Source organism: Mucilaginibacter rubeus, assembly GCF_014643835.1.
Taxonomy (GTDB): Bacteria; Bacteroidota; Bacteroidia; order Sphingobacteriales; family Sphingobacteriaceae; genus Mucilaginibacter; species Mucilaginibacter rubeus.
Window position 1 is genome coordinate 200813 of record NZ_BMKD01000009.1, and the last position, 24113, is coordinate 224925.

24 protein-coding genes are annotated in these 24113 nt (G+C 41.0%); 15 read left to right on the top strand and 9 right to left on the bottom strand.

The genetic code is table 11. From position 1 onward, the window contains the following. The first annotated feature begins 1 nt into the window (after window position 1). Together IEX80_RS24730 and IEX80_RS24735 are read left to right on the top strand one after the other, a co-directional pair. Window positions 2-679: a LytR/AlgR family response regulator transcription factor gene (locus tag IEX80_RS24730; RefSeq protein WP_218117177.1), complete on the top strand. Its 678-nt coding sequence runs from the start codon at window positions 2-4 to the stop codon at window positions 677-679. 47 nt (window positions 680-726) lie between these two features. Continuing rightward, window positions 727-1104: a nuclear transport factor 2 family protein gene (locus tag IEX80_RS24735; RefSeq protein ID WP_188834479.1), complete on the top strand. Its 378-nt coding sequence runs from the start codon at window positions 727-729 to the stop codon at window positions 1102-1104. Between the two features lie 574 nt (window positions 1105-1678). Here IEX80_RS24735 and IEX80_RS24740 read toward each other — a convergent pair. From IEX80_RS24740 to IEX80_RS24755, 4 genes are all read right to left on the bottom strand, one after another. Next, window positions 1679-2107 carry a hypothetical protein gene (locus tag IEX80_RS24740; protein WP_188834480.1) on the bottom strand — a complete coding sequence of 143 codons (429 nt, stop codon included), beginning with the start codon at window positions 2105-2107 and terminating at the stop codon, window positions 1679-1681. A 105-nt stretch (window positions 2108-2212) separates the two neighbouring features. After that, window positions 2213-3127, bottom strand: a complete 915-nt coding sequence (locus tag IEX80_RS24745) for an alpha/beta hydrolase (protein ID WP_188834481.1) — start codon at window positions 3125-3127, stop codon at window positions 2213-2215. Between the two features lie 208 nt (window positions 3128-3335). Then, window positions 3336-4428 (bottom strand): peptide chain release factor 2 gene (gene prfB, locus IEX80_RS24750; protein WP_188834482.1). Its coding sequence is split into 2 segments (ribosomal slippage): window positions 3336-4367 and window positions 4369-4428, totalling 1092 coding nucleotides; the frame shifts between segments, so codons are not numbered across the junction. Window positions 4429-4528: 100 nt separating this feature from the next. Beyond that, window positions 4529-4966 carry a hypothetical protein gene (locus IEX80_RS24755; protein WP_176625235.1) on the bottom strand — a complete coding sequence of 146 codons (438 nt, stop codon included), beginning with the start codon at window positions 4964-4966 and terminating at the stop codon, window positions 4529-4531. A gap of 253 nt (window positions 4967-5219) precedes the next feature. Here IEX80_RS24755 and pgi point away from each other — a divergent pair, with 253 nt between their 5' ends. Beyond that, the gene (gene pgi / locus IEX80_RS24760; RefSeq protein WP_229701755.1) at window positions 5220-6866 is read left to right on the top strand and encodes a glucose-6-phosphate isomerase; all 1647 of its coding nucleotides are present in this window, start codon (window positions 5220-5222) and stop codon (window positions 6864-6866) included. Between the two features lie 256 nt (window positions 6867-7122). Here pgi and IEX80_RS24765 read toward each other — a convergent pair whose 3' ends face one another. The 4 genes from IEX80_RS24765 to IEX80_RS24780 all read right to left on the bottom strand — a co-directional run bounded on the left by IEX80_RS24765 (window position 7123) and on the right by IEX80_RS24780 (window position 11779). Next, a complete protein-coding gene (locus IEX80_RS24765; RefSeq protein ID WP_188834483.1) occupies window positions 7123-8199 on the bottom strand; it encodes a glutaminyl-peptide cyclotransferase in 1077 nt (358 codons plus the stop codon). Between the two features lie 5 nt (window positions 8200-8204). Further along, window positions 8205-8573, bottom strand: coding sequence for a YraN family protein (locus IEX80_RS24770; protein WP_188834484.1), 369 nt, complete (start codon window positions 8571-8573; stop codon window positions 8205-8207). Further along, window positions 8573-10519: a DNA primase gene (gene dnaG, locus IEX80_RS24775; RefSeq protein WP_188834485.1), complete on the bottom strand. Its 1947-nt coding sequence runs from the start codon at window positions 10517-10519 to the stop codon at window positions 8573-8575. The genes IEX80_RS24770 and dnaG overlap by 1 nt, the downstream gene beginning before the upstream one ends. 390 nt (window positions 10520-10909) lie before the next feature. Then, window positions 10910-11779: a DMT family transporter gene (locus IEX80_RS24780; protein WP_188834486.1), complete on the bottom strand. Its 870-nt coding sequence runs from the start codon at window positions 11777-11779 to the stop codon at window positions 10910-10912. 111 nt (window positions 11780-11890) lie between these two features. On the opposite strand from IEX80_RS24780, the gene IEX80_RS24785 reads away from it, so the two are divergent. The 5 genes from IEX80_RS24785 to IEX80_RS24805 all read left to right on the top strand — a co-directional run bounded on the left by IEX80_RS24785 (window position 11891) and on the right by IEX80_RS24805 (window position 15508). Further along, window positions 11891-12382 (top strand): DUF6252 domain-containing protein, encoded by a 492-nt coding sequence (locus IEX80_RS24785; RefSeq protein WP_090530207.1) that lies wholly within the window; start codon window positions 11891-11893, stop codon window positions 12380-12382. A 59-nt stretch (window positions 12383-12441) separates the two neighbouring features. Next, complete coding sequence (locus IEX80_RS24790) at window positions 12442-12651, top strand: hypothetical protein (RefSeq protein ID WP_090530211.1); 210 nt, start codon at window positions 12442-12444, stop codon at window positions 12649-12651. Window positions 12652-12835: 184 nt separating this feature from the next. Further along, entirely contained in the window at window positions 12836-14272 is a 1437-nt protein-coding gene (gene asnS / locus IEX80_RS24795; RefSeq protein ID WP_188834487.1) for an asparagine--tRNA ligase, read from the top strand. Between the two features lie 164 nt (window positions 14273-14436). Next, the gene (locus IEX80_RS24800; RefSeq protein WP_188834488.1) at window positions 14437-14901 is read left to right on the top strand and encodes an SRPBCC family protein; all 465 of its coding nucleotides are present in this window, start codon (window positions 14437-14439) and stop codon (window positions 14899-14901) included. A 64-nt stretch (window positions 14902-14965) separates the two neighbouring features. Beyond that, window positions 14966-15508 carry an RBBP9/YdeN family alpha/beta hydrolase gene (locus tag IEX80_RS24805; protein WP_229701756.1) on the top strand — a complete coding sequence of 181 codons (543 nt, stop codon included), beginning with the start codon at window positions 14966-14968 and terminating at the stop codon, window positions 15506-15508. A gap of 15 nt (window positions 15509-15523) precedes the next feature. On the opposite strand, the gene IEX80_RS24810 is transcribed toward IEX80_RS24805, so the two are convergent. Next, a complete protein-coding gene (locus IEX80_RS24810; protein ID WP_188834489.1) occupies window positions 15524-16006 on the bottom strand; it encodes a hypothetical protein in 483 nt (160 codons plus the stop codon). Between the two features lie 271 nt (window positions 16007-16277). Here IEX80_RS24810 and IEX80_RS24815 point away from each other — a divergent pair, with 271 nt between their 5' ends. From IEX80_RS24815 to IEX80_RS24845, 7 genes are all read left to right on the top strand, one after another. After that, window positions 16278-16649, top strand: a complete 372-nt coding sequence (locus IEX80_RS24815; RefSeq protein WP_090531310.1) for a methionine-R-sulfoxide reductase — start codon at window positions 16278-16280, stop codon at window positions 16647-16649. A 561-nt stretch (window positions 16650-17210) separates the two neighbouring features. Next, window positions 17211-18185: a ribonucleoside-diphosphate reductase small subunit gene (locus tag IEX80_RS24820; protein WP_176625252.1), complete on the top strand. Its 975-nt coding sequence runs from the start codon at window positions 17211-17213 to the stop codon at window positions 18183-18185. A gap of 151 nt (window positions 18186-18336) precedes the next feature. After that, entirely contained in the window at window positions 18337-20709 is a 2373-nt protein-coding gene (locus tag IEX80_RS24825; RefSeq protein WP_090530228.1) for a ribonucleoside-diphosphate reductase subunit alpha, read from the top strand. 164 nt (window positions 20710-20873) lie between these two features. Continuing rightward, window positions 20874-21080: a cysteine-rich CWC family protein gene (locus IEX80_RS24830; protein WP_188834490.1), complete on the top strand. Its 207-nt coding sequence runs from the start codon at window positions 20874-20876 to the stop codon at window positions 21078-21080. A 137-nt stretch (window positions 21081-21217) separates the two neighbouring features. Beyond that, entirely contained in the window at window positions 21218-21400 is a 183-nt protein-coding gene (locus IEX80_RS24835) for a hypothetical protein (RefSeq protein WP_090530234.1), read from the top strand. A gap of 250 nt (window positions 21401-21650) precedes the next feature. After that, a complete protein-coding gene (locus IEX80_RS24840) occupies window positions 21651-22340 on the top strand; it encodes a hypothetical protein (protein ID WP_188834491.1) in 690 nt (229 codons plus the stop codon). A 224-nt stretch (window positions 22341-22564) separates the two neighbouring features. Further along, complete coding sequence (locus IEX80_RS24845) at window positions 22565-24085, top strand: tetratricopeptide repeat protein (protein ID WP_188834492.1); 1521 nt, start codon at window positions 22565-22567, stop codon at window positions 24083-24085. Window positions 24086-24113: the final 28 nt, after the last annotated feature.

Below are 24113 nucleotides of genomic sequence, written 5' to 3' on the forward strand. Positions count from 1 at the left end.
TTTGATTACTGCCATAGCCATTGATGACGAACCTATAGCACTTGATGTGATCCGCTCGCATGCTGCAAAAGTGCCTTTTGTTGACCTCAAAGCCGAATTTACCGATGCTTTTAAAGCAATGGACTATCTGCAGCGCGAACCTGTGGACCTATTGTTTCTGGATATTAAGATGCCCGATATTTCGGGCATCGATCTGTTAACATGTCTCAATAAAAAACCGCTGGTAATATTTACCACCGCCTACACCGAACACGCTGTTACCAGCTTTGAACTGGACGCGGTAGACTATTTATTGAAACCCTTTGCGCTTACCCGGTTCATAAAAGCCTGCAACAAAGCTTATGAACTTTACAGTTTTAGGAACACTGCCGAGGTTAAGGATTACATATTCCTGAAAACCGGCTATGAGCAGGTGCGCGTTAACTTCGATGACATTTATCATTTAGAAGCCACAGGTAATTATGTAAATTTTATATTAAAGGATAGCAAAGTGCTTACCCGCATGACCATCACTGAAGTTGAGGCGCTACTGCCAGCTGAGAAGTTTATCAGGATCCATCGGTCGTTTATTGTCGCTGTAAATAAAATTGATAAGATAGAACGCCATCAGGTAACAGTAAATGGATTTTTGCTGCCTGTAGGCGGTGCTTATGTGCCGAATTTGGGAATGATTAAATAATCCTTTACAGATCGTTTATACGCTGGCATAATCATTATCTTTAGCTTATGCAGCAACGCGAACTTATCATCAGCAATTATGTAAAGGCCTATAACAACTTTGATGTTGAAGACATGCTTAAAAACCTCGCACCATCCGTTAAATTTCAAAACATATCAAACGGTGATGTGGATATGGAGCTTGATGGTATAGCAGCATTCAGGAGCCAGACCGAACAGGCAACCGAGCTTTTTGAACGCCGCGAGCAAATTATCCGGTCATTTAAACACACCGGCAACAAAACCGAAATAGCTATTGACTATAACGCAATTTTAGCTGCCGACCTGCCAAATGGATTAAAGAAAGGTGATGAGTTAAATCTGAAAGGGCATTCAATTTTCACTTTTGACGGAGATAAAATTGTTGGGATAATGGATATTAGTTGACAAAACTCATGCTAAGTTTGAAAGTCCGGCGGACATGAAGATGTGACTACAAAAGAAGCCTGTCAGTTTGAGCCTGTCGAAGACTTGAGCGCAGAGGCTCTACCCACTATGCTTCGACGGGCTACCCATGACAAGATAAAAAATGTGGTTTTTCGCAGCAGATCAGCTTCGGGTGAAAACGAGCAGAACGATGCTGGGCGGTGCGGCTGCAGGGGCATGGCAAGTTTTTGCAGAAGCGGAGGCATTGCGTGCGAATCGGGGCAAAATAGTTGCAGCCCGTGGTTCTGTTCGTTTTGCAGGGTGAAGGCCGCACCGATGGCTATGGGGCCAGGTTGTGCGCAAAGAAGCCTCTCTGCTGCAAGCCTTTTTGGTTACTTTTGTGGCGACAAAAGTAACTGGCCCCGCGCGGCCAAGAGCGCGACGATGTAAGTCAAATACTAATGAAGCCCGTTAGCAGCCTGTCGGGGGTTGCTTCATTCCTTATAGCAATGACGTGACGCAGATGTCATTTTACCTTCAGAGGCCACCGGATTTAAATCACTCAGGATGACACCCATTTTTAAACATCAACGTTTTACTCTACCACCAACTTCTTTAACGTAATTCCAATAGTAGCTGTTTTCCTTTTAGCCGACGCCCCGTAGCTGAATGCTATCTTATACATTTTTTTTGATTTGATCCAGTTGACGAACTTAGGATCACATACCGGGTTCAGTTTGTAAACGTATTGTTGGGGTTGAGGCTTAACTTCAGATACTGCTATGTAGATAGAACTGGGCGTTTTACAATCTGCCGGAGCATCAACATCTCCCTGCTGATCGGCTACAAGGTACACCGCAATATTCAGCGTTTTATGATCGGTATACACATAGCGCTTTTGCAGATTGTTTAAAACGTAAGTAAGGTCCTGATTAGATACGCTTTTATATTTGATTGATTGGGCGATAACATCAAAGCAGGCACCGGCAACAAACACCCCTGCTAACAGTATTCTTTTCAACATAAAATCATCATTAAGGTCGAACTTCAAGCTTTCAAAAAAAGACTGTTTACCTCAACAATAAAATTAGCCTACTGTTTTACAGAAGAAGAAATTAGTTGTCCCGGATCACTTCCCGCTCAAAAAGCCATTCTCCTCCAGCCACGCGGCACCCCATTCGAACCATTTGCCTTTATTTTTAGAGTTATACATTCCAAAGCCATGGCCACCTTCCTGGAACAGGTGCAGCTCTGCCTTTACTTTATTTTTTAAAAGTGCATCGTAAAACAACAGGCTGTTTTGCACAGGCACTACGTTATCATCCTCAGCATGCACTAAAAATGTTGGCGGGGTATTGGCAGTAACCTGTTTTTCGTTCGAATACAGATCCAACTGCTCTGTCGATGGGCTCTTACCTATCAGGTTTTCCCTTGAACCAACATGGGCATATTCACCAAAAGAAATTACAGGATAGATCAGCATCATAAAATCAGGGCGTACGCTGATGTTTTCTTTATCTTCAATAACCGGTTTATCAAAATGCGTACCTTCTGTTGAAACCAGGTGCCCGCCTGCCGAAAAACCGATAATTCCTATCTTTGAAGGGTTAATATTCCAATCGGCAGCATTTTTGCGTACGGTATATATGGCCATTTGTGCATCCTGTAACGGACCGATAGATTTATCTGTCATAATATCATCGCTTGGCAAGCGGTATTTTAGCAAAAACGCAGTAACACCAATATTGGCAAAAGCCTGTGCTACGGCCTTTCCTTCATGATCCGATGCAAGTCCGGCATATGCACCGCCGGGGCAAACAACTATCGCGGCACCGTTGGCTTTCCCTTTTTCGGGAAGATACGGCGTTAGCGTTGGTTCTGTAACCATGGTGATCCAGCTTCCGTTATTAGTTTTTTCTGTATAGGTAGCAGGCGCCTTTTTAGAATTTGGCACTCCTTTGGGATAAAGCGGCATCGGTTTTTCCTGTGCAAAGGAAGCAAATGTTATAGCTGTCAAAACTAAGGCAGATAAAATGGATCTCATATTTATTAAATGTAAAATTGGATGTGTCCAAAATACAATTAATCTCCCGAAAACAAAAACGGAGCATCAGAAATGATACTCCGTTTTTTAAACTATCCGTCATCCTGAACTTGTTTCAGAGGCCCACTTGCCTGGCCTACGCCATACAGACGGTATACCGGTATGTGGGGTGCCGAAATAAATTCGGCATGACCTTACTTTTTTATTTTTAACTTTTTGGCCCGCCAAATTCCATCAGGTAGGCTTTCAGGAAATCGTTCAGATCACCATCGAGCACTGCCGCAGCGTTGGAAGTTTCGTGATCGGTACGGAGGTCTTTTACCAGTTTATAGGGGTGTAAAACATAGTTACGGATCTGTGAGCCCCACTCTATCTTCTTTTTGTTGCCCTCAATAGCATTGGTCAGCTCCATACGTTTGCGCATCTCAATTTCGTATAACTGTGATTTCAGCAAGCGGATGGCGTTATCTTTATTTTGCAATTGCGAACGCGATTCCTGGTTTTTGATGATGATGCCCGATGGCTTGTGGTATAAACGTACGGCCGTTTCTACCTTATTCACGTTCTGACCGCCGGCACCGCCCGAGCGAAAGGTTTCAAATTCAATATCGGCAGGGTTTACCTCAATTTCAATAGTATCATCAACCAGGGGATAAACATATACCGAAGCAAACGAAGTATGGCGTTTGGCGTTAGCATCAAAAGGCGATACGCGCACCAGGCGGTGTACCCCATTTTCACCTTTCAGATAGCCATAAGCAAACTCGCCTTCCAACTGCAGGGTAACAGTTTTTACGCCGGCCACATCGCCTTCCTGGTAATCCTGCTCGGTTACTTTATAGCCGTTCTTTTCGCCCCACATAATATACATACGCATGAGCATGCCAGCCCAGTCGCAGCTTTCGGTGCCACCGGCACCCGCCGTAATCTGAAGAACGGCATTCAACTGATCTTCTTCGGCCGAGAGCATGTTTTTAAACTCAAGCTCTTCAACGGCTTTTATAGCTGCATTATATTGCTCCTGCATTTCAGCCTCGGTGGCGTCGCCGCCCTGGTAAAATTCAAAAAGCACGCCGGCGTCATCAACAACCGATACTACCTTCTGAAAAGCATCCGTCCATACTTTTTTTACTTTGATGGATGCCAGCACCTTTTCGGCCTCTTTGGGGTGATCCCAAAAATGTGGACCAACGGTTATTTCCTGTTCCTCTTTTAATAGTTCCAGCTTCTTATCAATGTCAAAGATGCCTCCTCAGGGAAGTTACTCTATCCCTTAAATCCTGAACTTGTTCTTTAGTCATGCGGCAAATATATATAATTTGAAAAATTGCCATAAATAAAAAGGCCTGCAAATTGTTTAACAATCGGCAGGCCCGTTCATTAGGCAGATGTAATAGTATGTTAGGCAACCATCAGGTTGTTCACAAGCGGGTTCAGATCGGTACGGTTACCGTTTAGTTTAGTTAACATAGTACCCAAAGCAAATTCTTTGGCCTCACCACTTTTAGTTTCCTTAACCAGCTCATTCATTACGGCCGGGATCAAAGCTTTTGCAGTAGCCAAAGCATGTTCCGGATCGATACTGTAAAAAGTATTAAGCTTATTTGCAAAGCGGTTGGTTATGCTCGATACTAATGAATTGTTGTAACTACCCGAGAACTGGAAGTACTTTATAAGTTCCTTCACCTTGCCGCTTTCAAGCTGGCCTTTTAAAACTTCAATGATTGAACTTGAAGCTTCATTGATCACCGCTTCATGATATTTAGCAGGGATCACCGGGTTGTTGATAACAGCCGTCCCGGCATTATCTTTTACAAGCAAAAACAGTTTTTCGAACATAGTAATACGTGTTTTTAAAGTAAATTTACAAATTGATGATAAATACTTGATTTGATTACCATCGATACAAATATATTAAATAAAAATTTTAAACTTCAAAATATATTTGTAATTCTTTTGTAATTCTCATAATTTTCAAGTGTAAAATCAACACTATGCCAGCCGTGTTTAAACAACACTAAGACAGGCTAATAATTTATTTAATGACTATCTAACAATTAACTTTTTACTTTTGTTGAAAAATAACACAATTATGCTGCCAACTACTGATTTTACAACAACCCAGGCTTACAAATATCTTACAGACCATTACATTGATATTGTATCAAAAAACCTGAAGGAAATGTTTGATGCTGACGACCAGCGTTTTAATAAGTTCTCTATCCAGTTTGAGGATATCCTGCTTGATTATTCAAAGAACCGTATCGATGATGAAACCATTGCTTTATTGATACAGCTGGCCAAAGAATGTTCATTAAAAGAGGCGATAGACGCCATGTATTCCGGCGAAAAAATTAACGTTACAGAAGGCCGTCCGGTATTACACATCGCATTACGTAACCGCAGCAACACTCCTATTTATGTTGATGGTAAAGATGTTATGCCCGATGTAAATAAAGTGCTTGACCAAATGAAAGCCTTCAGTGAAGCCATCATTTTAGGCGAGTGGAAAGGCTATACCGGCAAAGCTATTACCGATGTAGTTAATATCGGTATCGGCGGCTCAGACCTTGGCCCGGTAATGGTTACTGAAGCTTTAAAAGCATACAAAAATCATTTGAACCTCCACTTTGTAAGTAACGTAGACGGCACACATATAGTTGAAACCCTGAAAGCAGTTAATCCTGAAACTACGCTGTTCCTGGTGGCTTCAAAAACTTTCACTACCCAGGAAACTATGGGCAACGCCCACAGCGCCCGCGACTGGTTCCTGGCCAGCGGTGCTACTGAAGCTGATGTGGCTAAACACTTCGCCGCTCTTTCAACCAATGCAGCAGCCGTTGAAAAATTTGGCATCGATACCAAAAACATGTTTGAATTTTGGGATTGGGTAGGTGGCCGTTACTCTTTATGGAGCGCTATCGGTTTGTCAATTGCCCTGAGCATTGGTTTTGAAAACTTTGCCGATTTGCTTGCCGGTGCCCACGCTACCGATAACCATTTCAAAACTGCCGAATTTGACCAAAATATACCAGTTATTATGGGTTTGATTGGCATCTGGTACAACAACTTCTTTGAAGCAGAAACCAACGTTATTTTACCTTACGATCAGTACCTGCACCGTTTCTCTGCCTATTTCCAACAAGGCGATATGGAAAGTAATGGCAAACATGTTGACCGTAATGGTAAAGATGTTGACTACTCAACCGGCCCGATCATTTGGGGCGAACCTGGTACAAACGGTCAGCACGCCTTTTACCAATTGATTCACCAGGGTACCAAATTGATCCCTGCCGATTTCATTGCTCCTGCACAATCACACAATCCACTGGGAGAGCACCACAACATGCTGCTTTCAAACTTCTTTGCTCAAACTGAAGCCTTAATGAACGGCAAAACAGAAGAAGTAGTTATTGAAGAATTAAAAGCTGCCGGAAAATCTGACGAGGAAATAGCTAAAATAGCTCCGTTCAAGGTATTTGAAGGCAACCGTCCAACAAACTCGTTCCTGATTAAAAAGATCACACCATACACTTTAGGCGCGCTGATTGCCATGTATGAGCACAAGATCTTTACCCAGGGCATCATCTGGAACATTTACAGCTTTGACCAATGGGGTGTTGAGCTTGGTAAACAACTTGCCGGCAAAATCCTTCCTGAACTGAAAGATAATGCCGAGATCAGCAGCCATGATTCATCAACTAATGGCCTAATCAATCAATATAAAGCCTGGAGGTAATCTCCCCAGCCTCCCAAAGGGGGAAGTTTATAATCACTGCCGCGGGCTTGCAGCCCGTGGTTAAGCATGACTTCAGCTTTCAGCTGATGGAATGTAAGCTGAAAGCTGAAGTCATGCCAACCACGAGTTATGCTACCGCTAAACTCGCGGCAGTATACTACTGTAATGCAAAATGCCCGAAAAATCCGGGCATTTCGTGTTTATAAAAATATTCTTTCAAGCTATAGTTCCCCCTTCAGGGGGTTAGGGGCGAGGCTTAGGGAACCGGCACAAACTTAACCTGGTACAAATGCGGCCATTTTTTTCCCGCAACAAACAGGCGCTTACCTTTTTCATCCCAGGCTATGCCGTTTAACACATTGTTATTCCAGTCCCTGTCCTGCGGACGGCTTGCCACCGGGTAAATCTCTTTCAAATCAATTATCTGCTCCACCGCACCGGTTTTAGGATTGATCACCAATATGTTATCGGTTTGATAAACATTAGCATATATCTTGCCGTTGATGTATTCCAGTTCGTTTATTGAATCTATCTGTTGTTTATCGTCACACACATCAATGTGGCCTATCTGATGGTAATCATTTTTATCCAGGAACCAGATCCGGTTGGTGCTATCGTCCATATAAAGTTTGGTTCCGTCAAAACACATTCCCCAGCCTTCCGGGCCAACATTATTGGTAAAATTGTTAAGTAGCTTCAATGTATTTTTATCATATACAAAGCCTACTTTTTCTTTCCAGGTAAGCTGCACTACTTTATCACCAATAACCGAGAGGCCTTCACCAAAATATTGCTCGTCAAGCTTGGTTTGATTCAAAATTTTTCCGGTATTCAAATCAACCTTGCGGATGGATGAGTGTTTATAGTCTCCGGTACTTTCGTATAAAACACCATCAACATACTGTAGGCCTTCGGTATATGCAGCGGTATCATGAGGGAAAACTTTTTCAACTTTATAAGTGTACCTGGCAGGGGCTTTTGCTGCTAATAACAGGACATTGGTTGATACCTCATTGCTTTTACTGCCCTCGTAAACTTTAGCCGTGATTATCCTGATGCCCAGGCCAATGGTATCCGTTTTAAGACTGATACCTGCAGTATCCTTACTGGATGCGAACTTTACGGAATCGAGCAGGTACACTACCGAATCAACTTTACTACCTGTGGGATAGCCTACTTTAATGTCGATCTTGTCGCCGGCTTTGTAGTTTGCGCCGGCGTCGGGTGTTATGGTATAGTCTGTAGCCGAGCTATCAGGTTTGTGTTTACAGCCGTAGTACCCCAAAGCCGTTAAGGCAAAGGCGGCAAAAAATAGTTTTACTTTGTTATTCATAAGTGTTATGTGGCCGAAGGCCAAAACGCATCTTCTATATGGTTTAGTATATAATTTCCACTGCGGTCAAACAATATGGCGATGATATCAAACCGCACTTCGCCCTGGTGGTTCATGAGGTAAATGTATTCATCGGCAGCTTCGGCCAATAATTTCTGCTTACGATTGTCAACAAAATCTTCCGGTTCACCGAAACCATTGCCCGTGCGGGTTTTTACTTCGGTAAATATAATAACCTTGTCTTTATAAGCAATAATATCTATCTCAGCTTTTCCGTAAGTCCAGTTTTCATCGAGGATCTCGTAGCCTGCATTTTCGAGATGGGCTTTGGCTAACGCTTCGCCGGTACGACCAAGTTCGAGGTGTTGGGCCATTATTTTATGATTACGGAGCCCAAAAAGTCAGATATTGATTTTTCTACCTTTTTCATACGCATGTACTGGTTAAGCAGTATTTCCTGGTCGGCCTCAGTATCGGCTTTTTGAAGCTGGGTGCGCAGGTCTTCCAGCATCTTGCCAACCTTGTGCTTTTTAAGGTGAAATATAGCACCGAGAATAGTTGCTTTCATATTAACCTGCTCATCGTACACCGTGATCCTATGCATTTCGTACCAGTTTTCACTAAGCGAATATTTACTGGCTAACATGTTAATAGTTAAATCAACTATAGCTTTGTCCTTATGGTGAATAAAATAAGCCTCATCCGGCAGTACACCGTTTTCTACTTCGCGACGGTAAATTTCGGTAATCTGCTTACAAACCGGATGATCAAAAGTAACATCACTCAACTCGGCTATAATGAAAGGGCCTATATAGGTATTGGCAATCCCGTCCCAGTCAATCATACGGCTTCCATAATGCAGCAATAAACGCACAATTTCTTTTTCCTGTGATTGATCAGAATAAAGTAAATCCGTTGATATTATTTCATCCCGATGCTCCTCAATATCGGAATTATCAGATTCAAAATCAGGATTAGGTAAAACAGGTCGATTTTGCTCAAATGCTTTGTTATGTTTAGCAAGAACCAGTTTATTCACAGCATTTAAAAATCCCGCTTCACCTATTTTTAAGTTTTCTGCTACCTGCTTAATATAGTCCTTTCTAAATTCTGGCTCTAAGTTGTTTGATAATATTTCCGCTAAATCATCTGCTACTTTAATTTTTTTAACAGGATCAATAAGATCCCCCTTGTCTACAGTGGTAAGATAAAATTCTACTAAGCTTTTAGCTTTGTTCTCAATATAATATTTAAACCCAGCTGACCCCTGATTTCTTACATAAGAATCAGGATCGTGTCCATCTGGAAAAGATACGATCTTAACATTAAATCTTTCCTTATACAACAGGCTTAAACCACGAATAGCAGCCTTTATTCCAGCCGAATCACCATCATACAAAATTGTTATATTCTTTGTCTGTCGGCCTATTAGTTTAATTTGCTCTGTTGTAAGAGAAGTTCCCGACGACGCGACAACATTTTCAATTCCTGCTTGAAAAACCGAAAGTACGTCAGCATATCCTTCAACTAAATAACAATTATCTTGTTCGCGAATAGATTTTTTTGCGAAGTAAAAGCCATAAAGGACGTCTGATTTATGGTAAATTTCCGATTCAGGAGAATTTACATATTTAGGAACATTCTTATCTTTTTTTAGGGTACGGCCGCCAAAAGCAATTATTCTTCCCGTAGAACTGTGTATGGGAAACATTACGCGTCCCCTATATCTGTCATACATAGAGCCGTTCTCTCGTCTCACAGACAAACCACTTTCTTCCAAAAATTGTGGCTGATAACCCATGTTTATGGCGGTCTCTGTAAATGCTTCCCATTGATCTGGCGAGTAACCCAGCTCGAATTTTTTTATAATTTCAGTTGAAAACCCACGTTCCTTAAAATAACTTAAACCAATACTACGCCCCTCCTCTGTCTCAAGCAAGGTTTCATGGAAAAACTTAGCAGCGAAAGCACTAACAATAAGAAGGCTTTCCCGGCGTAGCTCCTCTTCACGGTTTTCGGGAGCTTCAACAGTTTCTTCAACCTCGATGCCGTACTTTTTAGCGAGCCATTTCAAGGCCTCGGGATAACTGAACTTTTCCAGCTCCATTAAAAACGTAACAGCTGAACCACCTTTTCCTGTTGAGAAATCTTTAAAAATACCTTTTGCCGGGGATACTGTGAACGACGGGGTACGCTCGTTCGCGAAAGGCGAAAGGCCTACGTAGTTAGCCCCGCGTTTTTTTAACTGTACAAATTCCCCTATCACCTCCACAATGTCGGTGGCTTCCATAATACGGTCGATAGTGGATTTTTGGATCATGTGTTAAAATGCAAATGTAGGGAAGATAGATCGTTGCCCGTAATTCGAAAACGTTAAAATACGGTTTTGTTTGATAACGAGCGGTTTAAAATTCAATCTCCTTGAGAGGCAAGTTCACTGTTTAATACTTCAAGTAAAATCCTGAAATATATGCCCCTTTCATCACCGCGATGAAGGGGGTTAACAGGGTTAACAGAAATTCAACAATACTGACATACAAATCTTAAAATCAACTACTTAACAAAACAAGGGGTTAACATTAAGTATTGCTAAATTATTGAAAAGCTGATAAAACTATACGATAGTACTTCGATCGTTGCAACTTAAGCGGACCGATGATATTAAAATTATGATATGGTATAGGTTCATTTGTACTGCACTTAAACCCTTTCAAAACAAGGTATCAGCTTTTTGATTTCGGGGTTTCAAAAATGTCACCGCTATCCCGGCCAATACAATTATGCTGCCAACAATCTCATTAAAACCTAAACGTTCATGAAGTAAAAACGCGGCAAGCAGCCCGGCAAAAACCGTTTGGCTTAATAAAGCAATGGAAACCCTGGTTGGTTCCAGATAACGTAGCGAGTAATTGATGGTTAGCCAGCCTGCTAACTGGCAAATAAGCCCCATACCTATAAAGCAAAGCCATGCCTTTAATGAAAGATGAACAATATCGTTATGCATAGATCCATTGATTATCAGCAAAAAAATACTGGCGCTCAGCATACTGTAAAACATAAAACTAAACACATCAATACCGGCCATAATATTTTTGGTGATCATGATATAGGTAGCATAAAAAAAACTGGCAAGTATAGCCAGCAGTATGCCGGCATTAAGCTCCATGTGCAAAATGTGTTCATAACCTACCAAAACAACCATACCTGCGATGGCAATGAGCGTGCCTATCCAGAATAGCCGACCTGATCCTTTTCTTAAAAACAGGAAGCTCATCAGGCCCACCCAAACCGGGGCCAGGTTGGCAATAAGGGTTGATACAGTGGCGCTGATCTTTAACAGCGAAATATTCCATACTGCAATATCAAGGGCGAAAACCATGCCCGCAGCTATGGAAATAAGCAATTGCTTTTTATCTATTTTTAGTTTTTGCCTAAATACACAAAATGGAGCAAGACAAATCCAGGCTATAAACACCCGGTAAAATGCCGATCCTATAGGTGATACCCCGGCAAGCTTTACAAATATCGGCGAAAAGGAAATACATAAAATACCAATAACAAGGCTCACTTTAGGATTCATAGGCGATAAAACAAAATGAGCGGCAAACTTACTGAAACCACGTATAATATGCCTTACTTTTAAATATCTTTATATTTCCTGTACAATTTATTAACCTGTCATCAGTAAGCAATGAAATATCCCTGTTTGATATTAGCCATAGCCGTGGCCCTGCTTTTTTCAGCCTGCAAAAAAAAGGACTGTTGTAATTTTCCGGTCATACCCGATTTTATGCTTGCGCAAAAAAACAACATCAAATGGGAGGCTAATCCTTCCGGTTCGAATATAATGGGTGATACCATTACCATATCAGCAAAAAGCACCATTGGAGGTGAAGAAGAGCAGGTAGGTTTTAAAATTGTGTTTGATGGTGTTGGGTATTATACCCTCAAAGCAAACGAAAACTATTACCACATTACAAAAAACGGCTCCCCGTTAGCCGGATACAAACCTGACCCTACCCATCTTAGTTCGGTAACTATAATTTCGTACAACCAGGCCGATAAAATACTGCAGGGATTGTTCGAATTACGTTTTCTGAAAGTAATTGATAGCCAAACCGAAAGTCATCCGGACAAGGTTACTTTTAGCGAGGGCAAGTTTAAAGCTAAGCTCAAATATTAACTTTTATATTAATTGTAACTAAGCTTAATTATCATTCGTATTAGTTGTAAATTTGTTTTATGAAAAAAGCTCTATTATTAACCGCCTCAGTATCACTTCTGTTATTTGCTGGCTGCCAAAAAAATGGCGTAGCCCCAAAACAAGACAGTGTTAGTGCAAAAAAAAGCATTACCAACCAGTCATTGAATAAAAGCAAAGACACTATTATGGTAGGCGGCGCGACGACAAACACGTTACTCCGTGACACAATCATGGTTACAAACAAGTAAGCGTCAAAAAGAAATAGCCGGGATACTTCATGTTCCCGGCTACATTTTTAGTCGCTGGTTTCCTTTCCCCCCTTTTCTCCTGATATATCTTTCCGTGTTAACATGCTAATGTTTTTTAGCTCATGTTTCAAAGTGCGCTTTCATAATTAATTGTATTTTTGCGACTCTAAAAATTATACATGATATGAGTCAGCGAACTAAGATCAAAGCATTGCTGCAAAGCCAGCAAACCGAAATTGATGTAACAGTTAAAGGATGGGTGCGTGCATTCCGTTCAAATCGTTTTATTGCTTTGAATGATGGCTCAACCAATAATAACATCCAGGTAGTTGTTGATTTTGAAAATACCGACCCGGCATTACTTAAACGCATCACCGTTGGTGCAGCACTTAGTGTTCAGGGTAAATTGATAGCATCTTTAGGTAAAGGCCAAATAGTTGAGGTTGTTGCAACTGAGATTGAGATTTTAGGCGATAGCGATCCTGAAAAATATCCTATCCAGCCTAAAAAGCATAGCCTTGAGTTTTTGAGGGAAAACGCCCACCTGCGTTTCCGTACCAGTACGTTTGGCGCTATTTTCAGGGTGCGTAACAGCCTGGCATTCGCGGTGCACCAGTTTTTCCAGGAACGTGGTTTTGTTTACCTGCATACCCCTGTAATTACGGCTTCAGATGCTGAAGGCGCGGGCGAAACTTTTCACGTTACCAACTTCGATTTGGATAACATCCCAAAAACAGATACCGGCGAGATTGACTTTAAACAAGACTTTTTTGGTCGTGCTACTAACTTAACGGTATCCGGTCAGCTGGAAGGTGAACTTGGTGCTATGGCCCTGAGTGATATTTATACATTCGGCCCAACTTTCCGTGCCGAAAATTCAAACACCACACGCCACCTGGCCGAGTTTTGGATGATTGAGCCGGAAGTAGCGTTTAACGATCTGGTTGACAACATGGACCTCGCCGAGGACATGCTGAAATATGTGATCAAATACGCTTTGGATAAAAATGCCGATGACATCGAATTTTTAACCCAACGCCTAACTGAAGAGGAAAAAACCAAACCGCAAAATGAGCGCTCAGAAATGACGCTGCTCGAAAAACTGCAGTTTTGCTTAAATAACGATTTCGAGCGCCTAACTTATACCGAAGCGATCGACATCCTGAAAGAATCTACCCCGAACAAAAAGAAAAAATTTGTTTATCCTGTTGAAGGCTGGGGTACTGACCTGCAGAGCGAGCATGAGCGTTACCTGGTCGAAAAACACTTTAAAAAGCCGGTGATCCTGACCGATTATCCAAAGGAGATCAAAGCGTTTTACATGCGTCAGAACGACGATGGCAAAACTGTGCGCGCCATGGACATCCTGTTCCCGGGCATTGGCGAAATTGTAGGTGGTTCACAACGTGAAGAACGTTTAGACAAACTTGAGCAGCGCATGAACGAAATGGGCATCCCTACCGAAGAACTTTGGTGGTATTTGGATACCCGCCGTTTCGGTTCTTGTCCGCATGCCGGCTTTGGTTTGGGTTTTGAGCGGTTGGTGATGTTTGTTACCGGCATGGGCAACATCCGCGATGTAATCCCCTTCCCAAGGTTTCCTAAAAACGCGGAGTTTTAACCGCTGATTGTTTTTTGATTTTGATGATTACGCTGATGTAATTGTTTAAATTTATGTCATTGCGAGCGATAGCGCGGCAATCTCGTAGCAAATGCGTTGCGAATATGCCTGGCTACGAGATTGCTTCGTCGTTCCTTCTCGCAATGACATTTTTTATTTACCATATGCCTTCACAGATCTTACTCGCTACCCATATTAATGCGCCTGTTGAAAAAGTGTTTGACATTGCCCGTAACATTGATGTACATGTAGAGTCAACAAAACATACTGGCGAACGGGCTATTGCCGGGCGTACAACCGGCTTGATTGAACTCGGCGAAACTGTTACCTGGCGGGCAAAGCATTTCGGCATATGGCAAAACCTTACCTCAAAGATCACTGAAATGGAATATCCAAATTACTTTACCGATATCCAGGTTGAGGGTGCTTTCAAAAACTTTACGCATGAGCATTATTTTTATCCTATCCTTAACCAAACCATGATGCGGGATATTTTCACGTTCGAATCGCCGGGCGGAATATTGGGAGAAGCGGTAAACTTTCTGTTCCTCTCAAACTACATGACACAATTGTTGGTAAAGAGGAATAAAGTGATTAAACAGGTGGCTGAAGGTAGTTCAAACTCATGACCGAGGGTTAAAATCCCTATATTGAGCTTTCATTTATTAGGTTATTTAACATCTTACCGAAACTATGGTTTTCAACGCTGATATTCTTATGCACCCGGGATTGGGCAATTCAGGTTCACAACACTGGCAAAGTATTTGGGAAAAGCAGTTCAATTTTACCCGTATTGAACAACAGGATTGGGAAACCCCGGTTTGCAGCGATTGGATAAAAACTATAAATGATTATGTAAACCGCTATGATCCGGAAAACGTAATCTTAGTTGGTCATAGCCTGGCTTGTGCTGCCATAGCCTCGTGGGCAAAACAATATAACATTGCAATAAAGGGTGCATTACTGGTTGCACCGAGCGATACCGAAGCGGATAGCTATCCAACCGGCACAAGTGGCTTTACGCCGATGCCATTAGGCAGACTGCCATTCAAATCAATAACGGTGGTTAGTAACAATGATTTCTACGTAGGCCCGGAACGAGCCCTGTTATTTGCAAAAAGCTGGGGAAGTGAGATAGTTAATATAGGTGATGCAGGCCATATCAATGTATCAGCAGGTTATGGCGAATGGGGTAAAGGGCTCGATCTGTTAAAAAAACTGGACGAGGGATATTAAGCCGACGACGGCAGATCAGGCAATGCCGTTTACTGAAAAACTTATCACTTGTTTAGTTTTAAGATTTATCCTTACCTGAAAATAGCAGTTGCCACCGTCCATAACATTGACCAAATGCTTCTTCCAGTTTGTAGGATAGTGTATTGCGCATAAACAATTTAGATACACTTCTTTTTCTCCCTTTCCATTTATCATGGCTAATACTTGTTTATAGTATTTATCGGGGTTATATATCGCACCATATTCTTTCCTTTTATTATGATCTTCAACAGCCCTGATTAAAATGTTGTCTATTTCTACAAAATCTGCGTCAGCCAATTGTGTAGTACGATACTCTTTTCCAAACCATGAATCAATGAATTGCTGATTTACAGGCAAGACTGCGTATTTCGACATATCAACAACGTGAAGGTGCTGATACTTAAACAATGAGTTTGGTTTGCTAAGCGGGTTAACCGATTGCAGCAAAATGAATATGGATAAGATCGCAATGCGCATAGTTAGAGACTAATAAATACCAAGTTAAAGTTAATAAGTTCAGCTGAAAGCCAAAGCTATGTTTAACCACAAGCGGGAAAACCCGCGGCAGTTGCTTGTAATTTGCACATTTGAAATTTGCACATCTGCCCATCTAAAATCCCGTCAAATCAGTGTAAACATCAACCGGTAAAACATTATATCCTCCCGAGTTGTCGTATCTTTATATAGATGAAAAACCGGAAAGGATTCTTGATCGGTGAAATCAAAAAAATCGGAGTAATCAAAATATATGGAGTACAATCAATTAACGCCCGAAGAAGAAAGGGTAATATTATACAAAGGTACCGAAAGGCCGTTCACCGGCTCGTTACTGAACAATAAGGCGCAAGGTTTATACGTTTGCAAACGCTGTGATGCGCCGCTGTATCGATCGGAAGATAAGTTTGAGTCGTTTTGCGGCTGGCCGAGTTTTGACGATGAGATTGAAGGAGCTGTTCGCCGCGAAGTAGACGCTGATGGCCGCAGGGTAGAGATCCTGTGTGCAAATTGCGGCGCTCACCTGGGCCACGTGTTTGAGGGCGAGTACATGACCGCTAAAAACACCCGCCATTGTGTAAATTCAGTATCGATGAAATTTGTTCCGGTTGAGGACGCAAAATAATTCGTAACACTTTCAGGAATACGCCCGTTGGTTCATGATTAACGGGCGTAATTGTTTTCCACATACCGACCTGCAGAGACCTTTTAATTTCGCATTTAAATATTGATACCTGCTGCAAGCAAAAGCATTTCATTATTGGCAATAATTGTCGGTGTTAAGTCAAGTAATTTATAATGTTAAATTATCGTAATCCGCAAGTATAAAGGCCTCCAATTTTCAATCAAATTTTTAATCGGCTGTTTTCAAGTCCATTAATTTTTCATCAATATAACAAGTGCCAATAAAGTGTGGATAACTCGGGGGTTTGTGAAAAACTATCATTCACAACTACACAACTCAAACATTAACTTTGCTCAGCAAGGTAATAAAAAAAGGCATTCAGCCGGCAGCCAGAAGCATTCGTTAACTTCTAATTAAATAACTGACTGTCAGAAAGTTACACAATACAGTTGCTAAGGAATAAATCCGAAGGCATCAAAATTTAAAGCTTTATTGAAAAGTAGGGCTTGCTTTCGTGTCTGAATACCTGATTGAAGAAAGAAACTAATAAAGTAGACACCAATGAGTTTGGAAAACGAATTATTACTACGGGAAAACAAGGACCGGTTTGTTATCCTTCCCATCAAGTATCCCGCAATTTGGGAGATGTATAAAAAAGCGGAAGCCAGCTTCTGGACCGCCGAGGAAATCGACCTGTCGGACGATATCAAACATTGGGAAAGTCTTAATTCGGGCGAGAAACATTTTATCTCGCATGTACTCGCTTTTTTTGCCGCAAGCGATGGTATCGTGAACGAGAACCTGGCGGTAAACTTCATGAGCGAAGTACAATTGCCCGAAGCACGCTGCTTTTACGGTTTCCAGATCATGATGGAAAACATCCACTCTGAAACCTATGCCCTGCTGATAGACACCTACGTAAAAGATCCCGCCGAGAAAGATCGCCTTTTCCATGCTATTGAAACCGTACCATGTGTTGGTAAGAAAGCTGAGTGGGCATTGAAATGGATCAACAACGGCAACTTTGCCGAGCGTTTGGTTGCATTCGCGGCGGTTGAAGGGATCTTCTTTTCAGGAAGCTTTTGCTCCATATTTTGGCTTAAAAAACGCGGCCTGATGCCGGGTTTAACTTTCAGCAATGAGCTGATCTCGCGCGATGAAGGTTCACACTGCGAATTTGCATGCTTATTATATGGCATGCTTGAAAACAAACTACCGCAGGAACAGGTTACCAAGATCATTACCGATGCGGTGGAGATAGAAAAAGAATTTATAACCGAGGCGTTACCGGTTAACCTGATAGGAATGAATGCCAAGCTAATGAGCCAGTACATTGAGTTTGTGGCCGACAGGTGGCTAAGCGAACTGGGTTACGATAAATTCTATAACGCAACCAATCCGTTCGATTTCATGGAAATGATCTCGTTACAGGGCAAAACCAACTTTTTTGAAAAGCGTGTAGGCGATTATCAAAAAAGTGGTGTACTGAATGCGTCGGCCGAAAGCAAAAGCTTTTCGCTTGATGATGATTTCTAATTGAAGAGGTTAGAGATTGGTGATTAGAGGTTAGGTAGTCTCAGGCCAATCAATCCCAAAATCAAGAAAAATCAAGGTTCAGAAAATAATCAAATCACAATAATATTAACTAAAAAAGCTTCGCTTTTAACGGGGCAAAAGGAGGGGCAAAATGTTCGTAGTAAAAAGAGACGGAAGAAGAGAATCCGTAAAATTTGACAAGATCACCGCACGTATTGAAAAACTGTGCTATGGGTTTCAATTAGTTGACCCCATTGATGTGGCTAAAAAGGTAATTGAAGGTTTATTTGATGGCGTAACCACCTCCGAGCTGGATAACCTGGCTGCCGAAACCGCCGCTTCATTAACCACCAAGCACCCTGATTATGCTTTGCTGGCTTCGCGTATCGCGGTATCAAACCTGCACAAAAACACCATTAAGTCGTTTTCAGAAACCATGCGCCTCCTGCATGAGTATGTTGACAAGAAAACAGGTAAAGATGCCTCGCTTATCGCTGACGACGTTTATGAAGTGATTAAAGAAAACGCGGAACTGCTTGACAGCACCATCATTTATGACCGCGACTTTGGCTTTGATTATTTCGGTTTCAAAACCCTGGAGAAATCATACCTGCTAAAAATCGACGGTAAAATTGCCGAGCGCCCTCAACACCTGTTTATGCGTGTATCGGTAGGGATCCACAAAGATGATATTGAAAGCGCCATCAAAACCTACCATTTAATGAGCGAGCGTTGGTTTACACATGCTACGCCAACTTTGTTTAATGCAGGTACACCAAAACCTCAAATGTCATCATGTTTCCTGTTAACCATGAAAGATGACAGCATTGAGGGTATCTATGATACGTTAAAACAAACTGCCAAAATTTCACAAAGTGCAGGTGGTATTGGTTTAAGCATCCACAATGTAAGGGCTACAGGCTCGTACATTAGCGGTACTAACGGTACCAGCAATGGTATTATCCCAATGCTGCGTGTATTTAATGATACCGCACGTTACGTAGATCAGGGCGGTGGTAAACGTAAAGGCGCTTTCGCTGTGTACTTAGAGCCATGGCATGCTGATATTTTTGAATTTTTGGACCTGCGTAAAAACCACGGTAAAGAAGAAATGCGTGCCCGCGATTTGTTCTATGCCCTTTGGGTATCTGACCTGTTCATGCAACGCGTTGAAGCCAATGAGGATTGGAGCTTATTTTGCCCGCACGAAGCACCGGGCTTAGCCGATTGCTGGGGCAAAGAATTTGAAGAGCTGTACGTTAAATACGAAAAAGAAGGCCGTCAGCGTCGTACAGTAAAAGCACAGGAACTTTGGTTTGCAGTGCTTGATGCACAGGTTGAAACCGGTACGCCATACTTATTATATAAAGATGCTGCCAACGGTAAATCAAACCAGCAAAACCTGGGTACCATTAAAAGCTCAAACCTTTGCACCGAGATCATCGAGTATACCGATGCGAACGAAGTGGCTGTTTGTAACCTGGCGTCATTGGCACTGCCTCGTTATATCAACAACGGCGCTTTTGATCATGATAAACTGTACGAAGTAACTTACCAGGCAACTATCAATCTTAACAGGATCATTGATGGTAATTATTACCCGGTTAAAGAAGCTGAATACTCAAACCTGCGTCACCGTCCTATTGGTTTAGGTGTACAGGGCTTGGCTGATACTTTCATTCAACTGCGTATGCCGTTTGAAAGTGATGAAGCTAAAAAACTAAACATCGAGATCTTCGAAACCATCTACTTTGCAGCAATGACAGCTTCAAAAGATATGGCTATAAAAGATGGCGCTTATGAAACATTCAAAGGCTCACCATTGTCACAAGGTAAATTCCAGTTCGATCTGTGGGGTGTAAAACCAGAAAGCGGCAGGTGGGATTGGGAAAACCTGCGTTTAGATGTAATGAACCACGGCGTACGCAACTCATTATTAGTTGCACCGATGCCAACTGCTTCAACATCACAGATTTTAGGTAACAACGAATGCTTTGAACCCTATACTTCAAACATTTACACCCGCCGTGTATTGAGCGGTGAGTTCATTGTAGTGAACAAATACCTGCTGCGTGATTTGGTTAACCTTGGCTTGTGGAGCACCAGCATGAAAGATAAGATCATCAGCGCAAACGGTTCAATCCAGGAAATTCCTGAGATCCCTGCTGATATCAAAGCATTGTACAAAACTGTTTGGGAGATCAAAATGCGCAGCATTATTGATATGGCTGCCGACAGGGGCGCGTACATTTGCCAGTCGCAATCATTGAACCTGTTCATCAACTCACCAAATGCTTCGAAGTTAACTTCAATGCACTTCTACGCATGGAAAAAAGGCTTGAAAACAGGTATGTACTACCTGCGTACACAAGCAGCATCGCAAGCTGTTAAATTTACAGTTGAAAACCAGGGCGGTAAAAACATGGATCCGGTTATCCCGGCCGTTGTTGACGCCGTGGCTGACGAAATTCCTGCAGGCCCAACCTGCTCAATGGAAGAAGGCTGCGTGACTTGCTCGGCGTAAGTTTTTTTAGTCGATAGACGATAGTCCATGGACCATAGCCAAAAAGCTATAGTTCATGGACTTTTTATTTTAATGACATTCATATTTTACAAGCTATCCCGCGGTTAGGTAACTTAGTAAACTTTTTCCATGGACTATGGACTATTAACCATCGACCAAACAAAATGCCCAAACACGAAATCATCCGTTGCGAACGCTGCCAAACAGCTTTTGAATGTAAAGCCAATTCATTCAGCAAGTGCCAGTGCAGTACTGTGCAGCTCACTATTAACGAGGTGCAATATGTGAGCGAGCTATATGACGGGTGTTTGTGTGCTAATTGTTTGCTTATCATTCAGCAAGAGTATCGGGAAAGTATGGGGTTGGTTTGATGATTATAAACCAGCATTGTTGACAACAAATAGTTCTCTTCTCTCCAAATTAATCTCTCCCGATTAATCCTTTTCCATTTCCATTAGTCATACATGTGTACATCTTCAATATAGATGATGATTAAAGATTTTACACCATGAAAAGGAAATTTGTTGCTTTGGCACTATTAATATCAGCAGTAGTATCCGTAACCTCAGGTTGCGTTGTTCGTGAAGATTATGGTCACCATCACAGGTACCGCAACGGCTATAACAACGGGTATAATAATGGTTACCATGACGGTGACGATCACGGTCATTATCACGACCGCGGTTATTAAGAATTGTTAATTTAAGTTTTCTATAAGTAGTTTAGTGAGTGATGAAAGAGGGCGCCGGTTTTACCGGCGCTCTTTTTATGCCCATCTGATTTATTCGGCACAGAATTTTATCATGGTTTTAAATGAAAAACAGATAAAAATCAGAATTTAAAACAGTCAAAATAAATATTATCAAAATTTAATTCTGTAAAATTTGATTTTACCAAATCATTTTTTGTAGATTTGGTTCAACATTATAAACCTATCAAAAATGATCAGCATTAAAACTACAACGGGCTATATATGCAGGTTCGCATTTATAGCTGCAGTTGCTTTAACCGGCCCGGGCGTTGCACCGGTTATCGCAAAAGTTGCAAAGTCACCAACAATAATTATTGCCGATACCCATCTCAAAGCTTTTGAAGGCATTTATCAGCAAAAGGATAACGAGTATAGAGTATATAAAATAACAGCAGATGGTGATAAACTAATTGCCCAACAACTTGGCGGAGATCAAAAGCTAACTTTAACCCGTAAATCAGATCTTGAATTTGAATTTTTAGATGATGACGGCGATGAAAAGATCCCTGTTGTATTTTCAAAGAATGAAGCCGGAGAAATAAACCAGATCACCTTAGGTGGCAGGCAAATATGGGCAAAGATAAACAGCTATACCCCACCTAAAGAGGTACAACTGACACCCGACCAAATAAAAGTTTTGGCGGGCAAATATCAGTCGGATGAGAGGGCTGATCTTTTTCTGACTATAACCGCGATACCCGACGGATTAACGCTCAAACAATCATGGGATGGCAAAGAAATCAATTTTAAACCATTGTCTGAAGTGTTATTTTTAAATCAAGCCTTTGGCTTTCCCTTAAAATTCACTAAAGACGCGAGCGGTAATCCAACCAAAGTGTTGGCTTTTAACCGCGATACCTGGAATAAGGTAAAAGAATGAGCTCCTGATTAAATCGATATATAAAGCATTACGGGCCGGCCCGCTGTCACCTAAACCTGGTTACATCGGTAACCGGCCTTTTTTAATTTTAAACTCAACTAATGACAAACTAATTAATTATTACGAAGCCCCTTAAAGTTTAATTATCATTAAAAACACTCGTATCCATAATAGTTTAAATAATTTATATAGTTTTATAAGGCCAATCCCTTATTATTTAATAGATGAACTTATTTAAACTTTTTAAATACAAGATATTCAACAACAAAATTTCTTCTTATTTAGTTAATTTCATAGCGTTTATCACGGCGGTATTCAGCGTCTTTGATAAAATGATCAACATCTTTTCAAATGCAATTTATAGGGAGATTAGTATAAGTATATTTATTCTTATCGTCGTATATTATTTCTATACTACTTTCAAGGAAGTTTGTGTAAAAAAAGAACAAGGCTTTCTCAACACAGATATCTACACACCATTAGAAATTAAAACAGCGAGAATTGGTAAGTATCTAATTCTTTTACTTTTATTAATTCCCGCTTTTCTTATTAAAAATAGAGTTTACGAATATCAAACTCGTAAAATATCCATTGATCAAATATGTCGTGAAAATTTGAAAAAAACAGGACTACTTATAACAAATTTCGCTCAGCCCAAAGAAGATGATGGCTTTTCCAGCACATTATACGGCAAATTAAACTCAGATTTACAAAATATAGATACGATACAATTGAAATTATTGGGAAAATACATCTTAGAAGCGAACCCTAATTATTTAGATACGATTAAGACTACATTTCAGGAAAATTGTAGCAATTCTGGCTTAATTGTTTATGGCAACAGAAAAGACAAACAATTTAATTGCAGGATATACTCCTTAAACTTTTTAAAATTCACATCTAAAGGCTTCAATAGAACAAAAGATAGCACGATAATCTATATTCAAAATCCTAATATCATAAATTTTACGGTTGAAGAAGAAGCTAACGTTATATCAGAATTTATACACGGGCTGCTATTTTATCATGCCGGAGCATACGACTCAGCAAATAAAGCTATGTATGGAGCTTTAAAATTAAATACCAATCCGAAGAATAAACAGTTTATTTCGATATGCCATCTTTTTATCGGTAACAGCTTCGTATGCCAAGGACAGATTTCGGGAGCGCTAAACTCTTACAAAAATGGGATATCAATTGACGCATCAAATCCATATCTCCACTACAATCTTGCTGCTATATATAATAGCTCAAAAAATTATGCAGAAGCGTTCAAAGAGTATGAAATTGCGGCAAAATTAAATCGAAAGTTAAAAAACCCACTACAAAAAATCATTTCTCAAGACACCTTGCCGATACAAACAGCCATTAAAAAGATTGTTATTAAAGATCAATTAAAAAACCGTGATACCATACGACAGCTCTATACTGCTGAAACCATCACAAGAGACGTTAGTGACCAACATTGGTTTATCATATCAAAAAATCAAAAATATGGCATAATAAACAATAAGGGAGACACTATATCAAGATGTAAATTCGACGAAATAGATTATATGTATTTCAAAAACGCACATTGCTTTATAGGGCAGGTTGGAAAAAAATACGGTGCCTTTATGCTGCGCTCCGCCCATCCTAAAGGAGAACGATGGCATGAATTACCAGTTGAATATTCAATATTTACAATTCAGGCGGCGCTCGAGTACTGTTTGGATCATCATTATAAAGCACAAGCAGATCATTGATATAACTTCCCTCCTTCCCCTCAAAAAA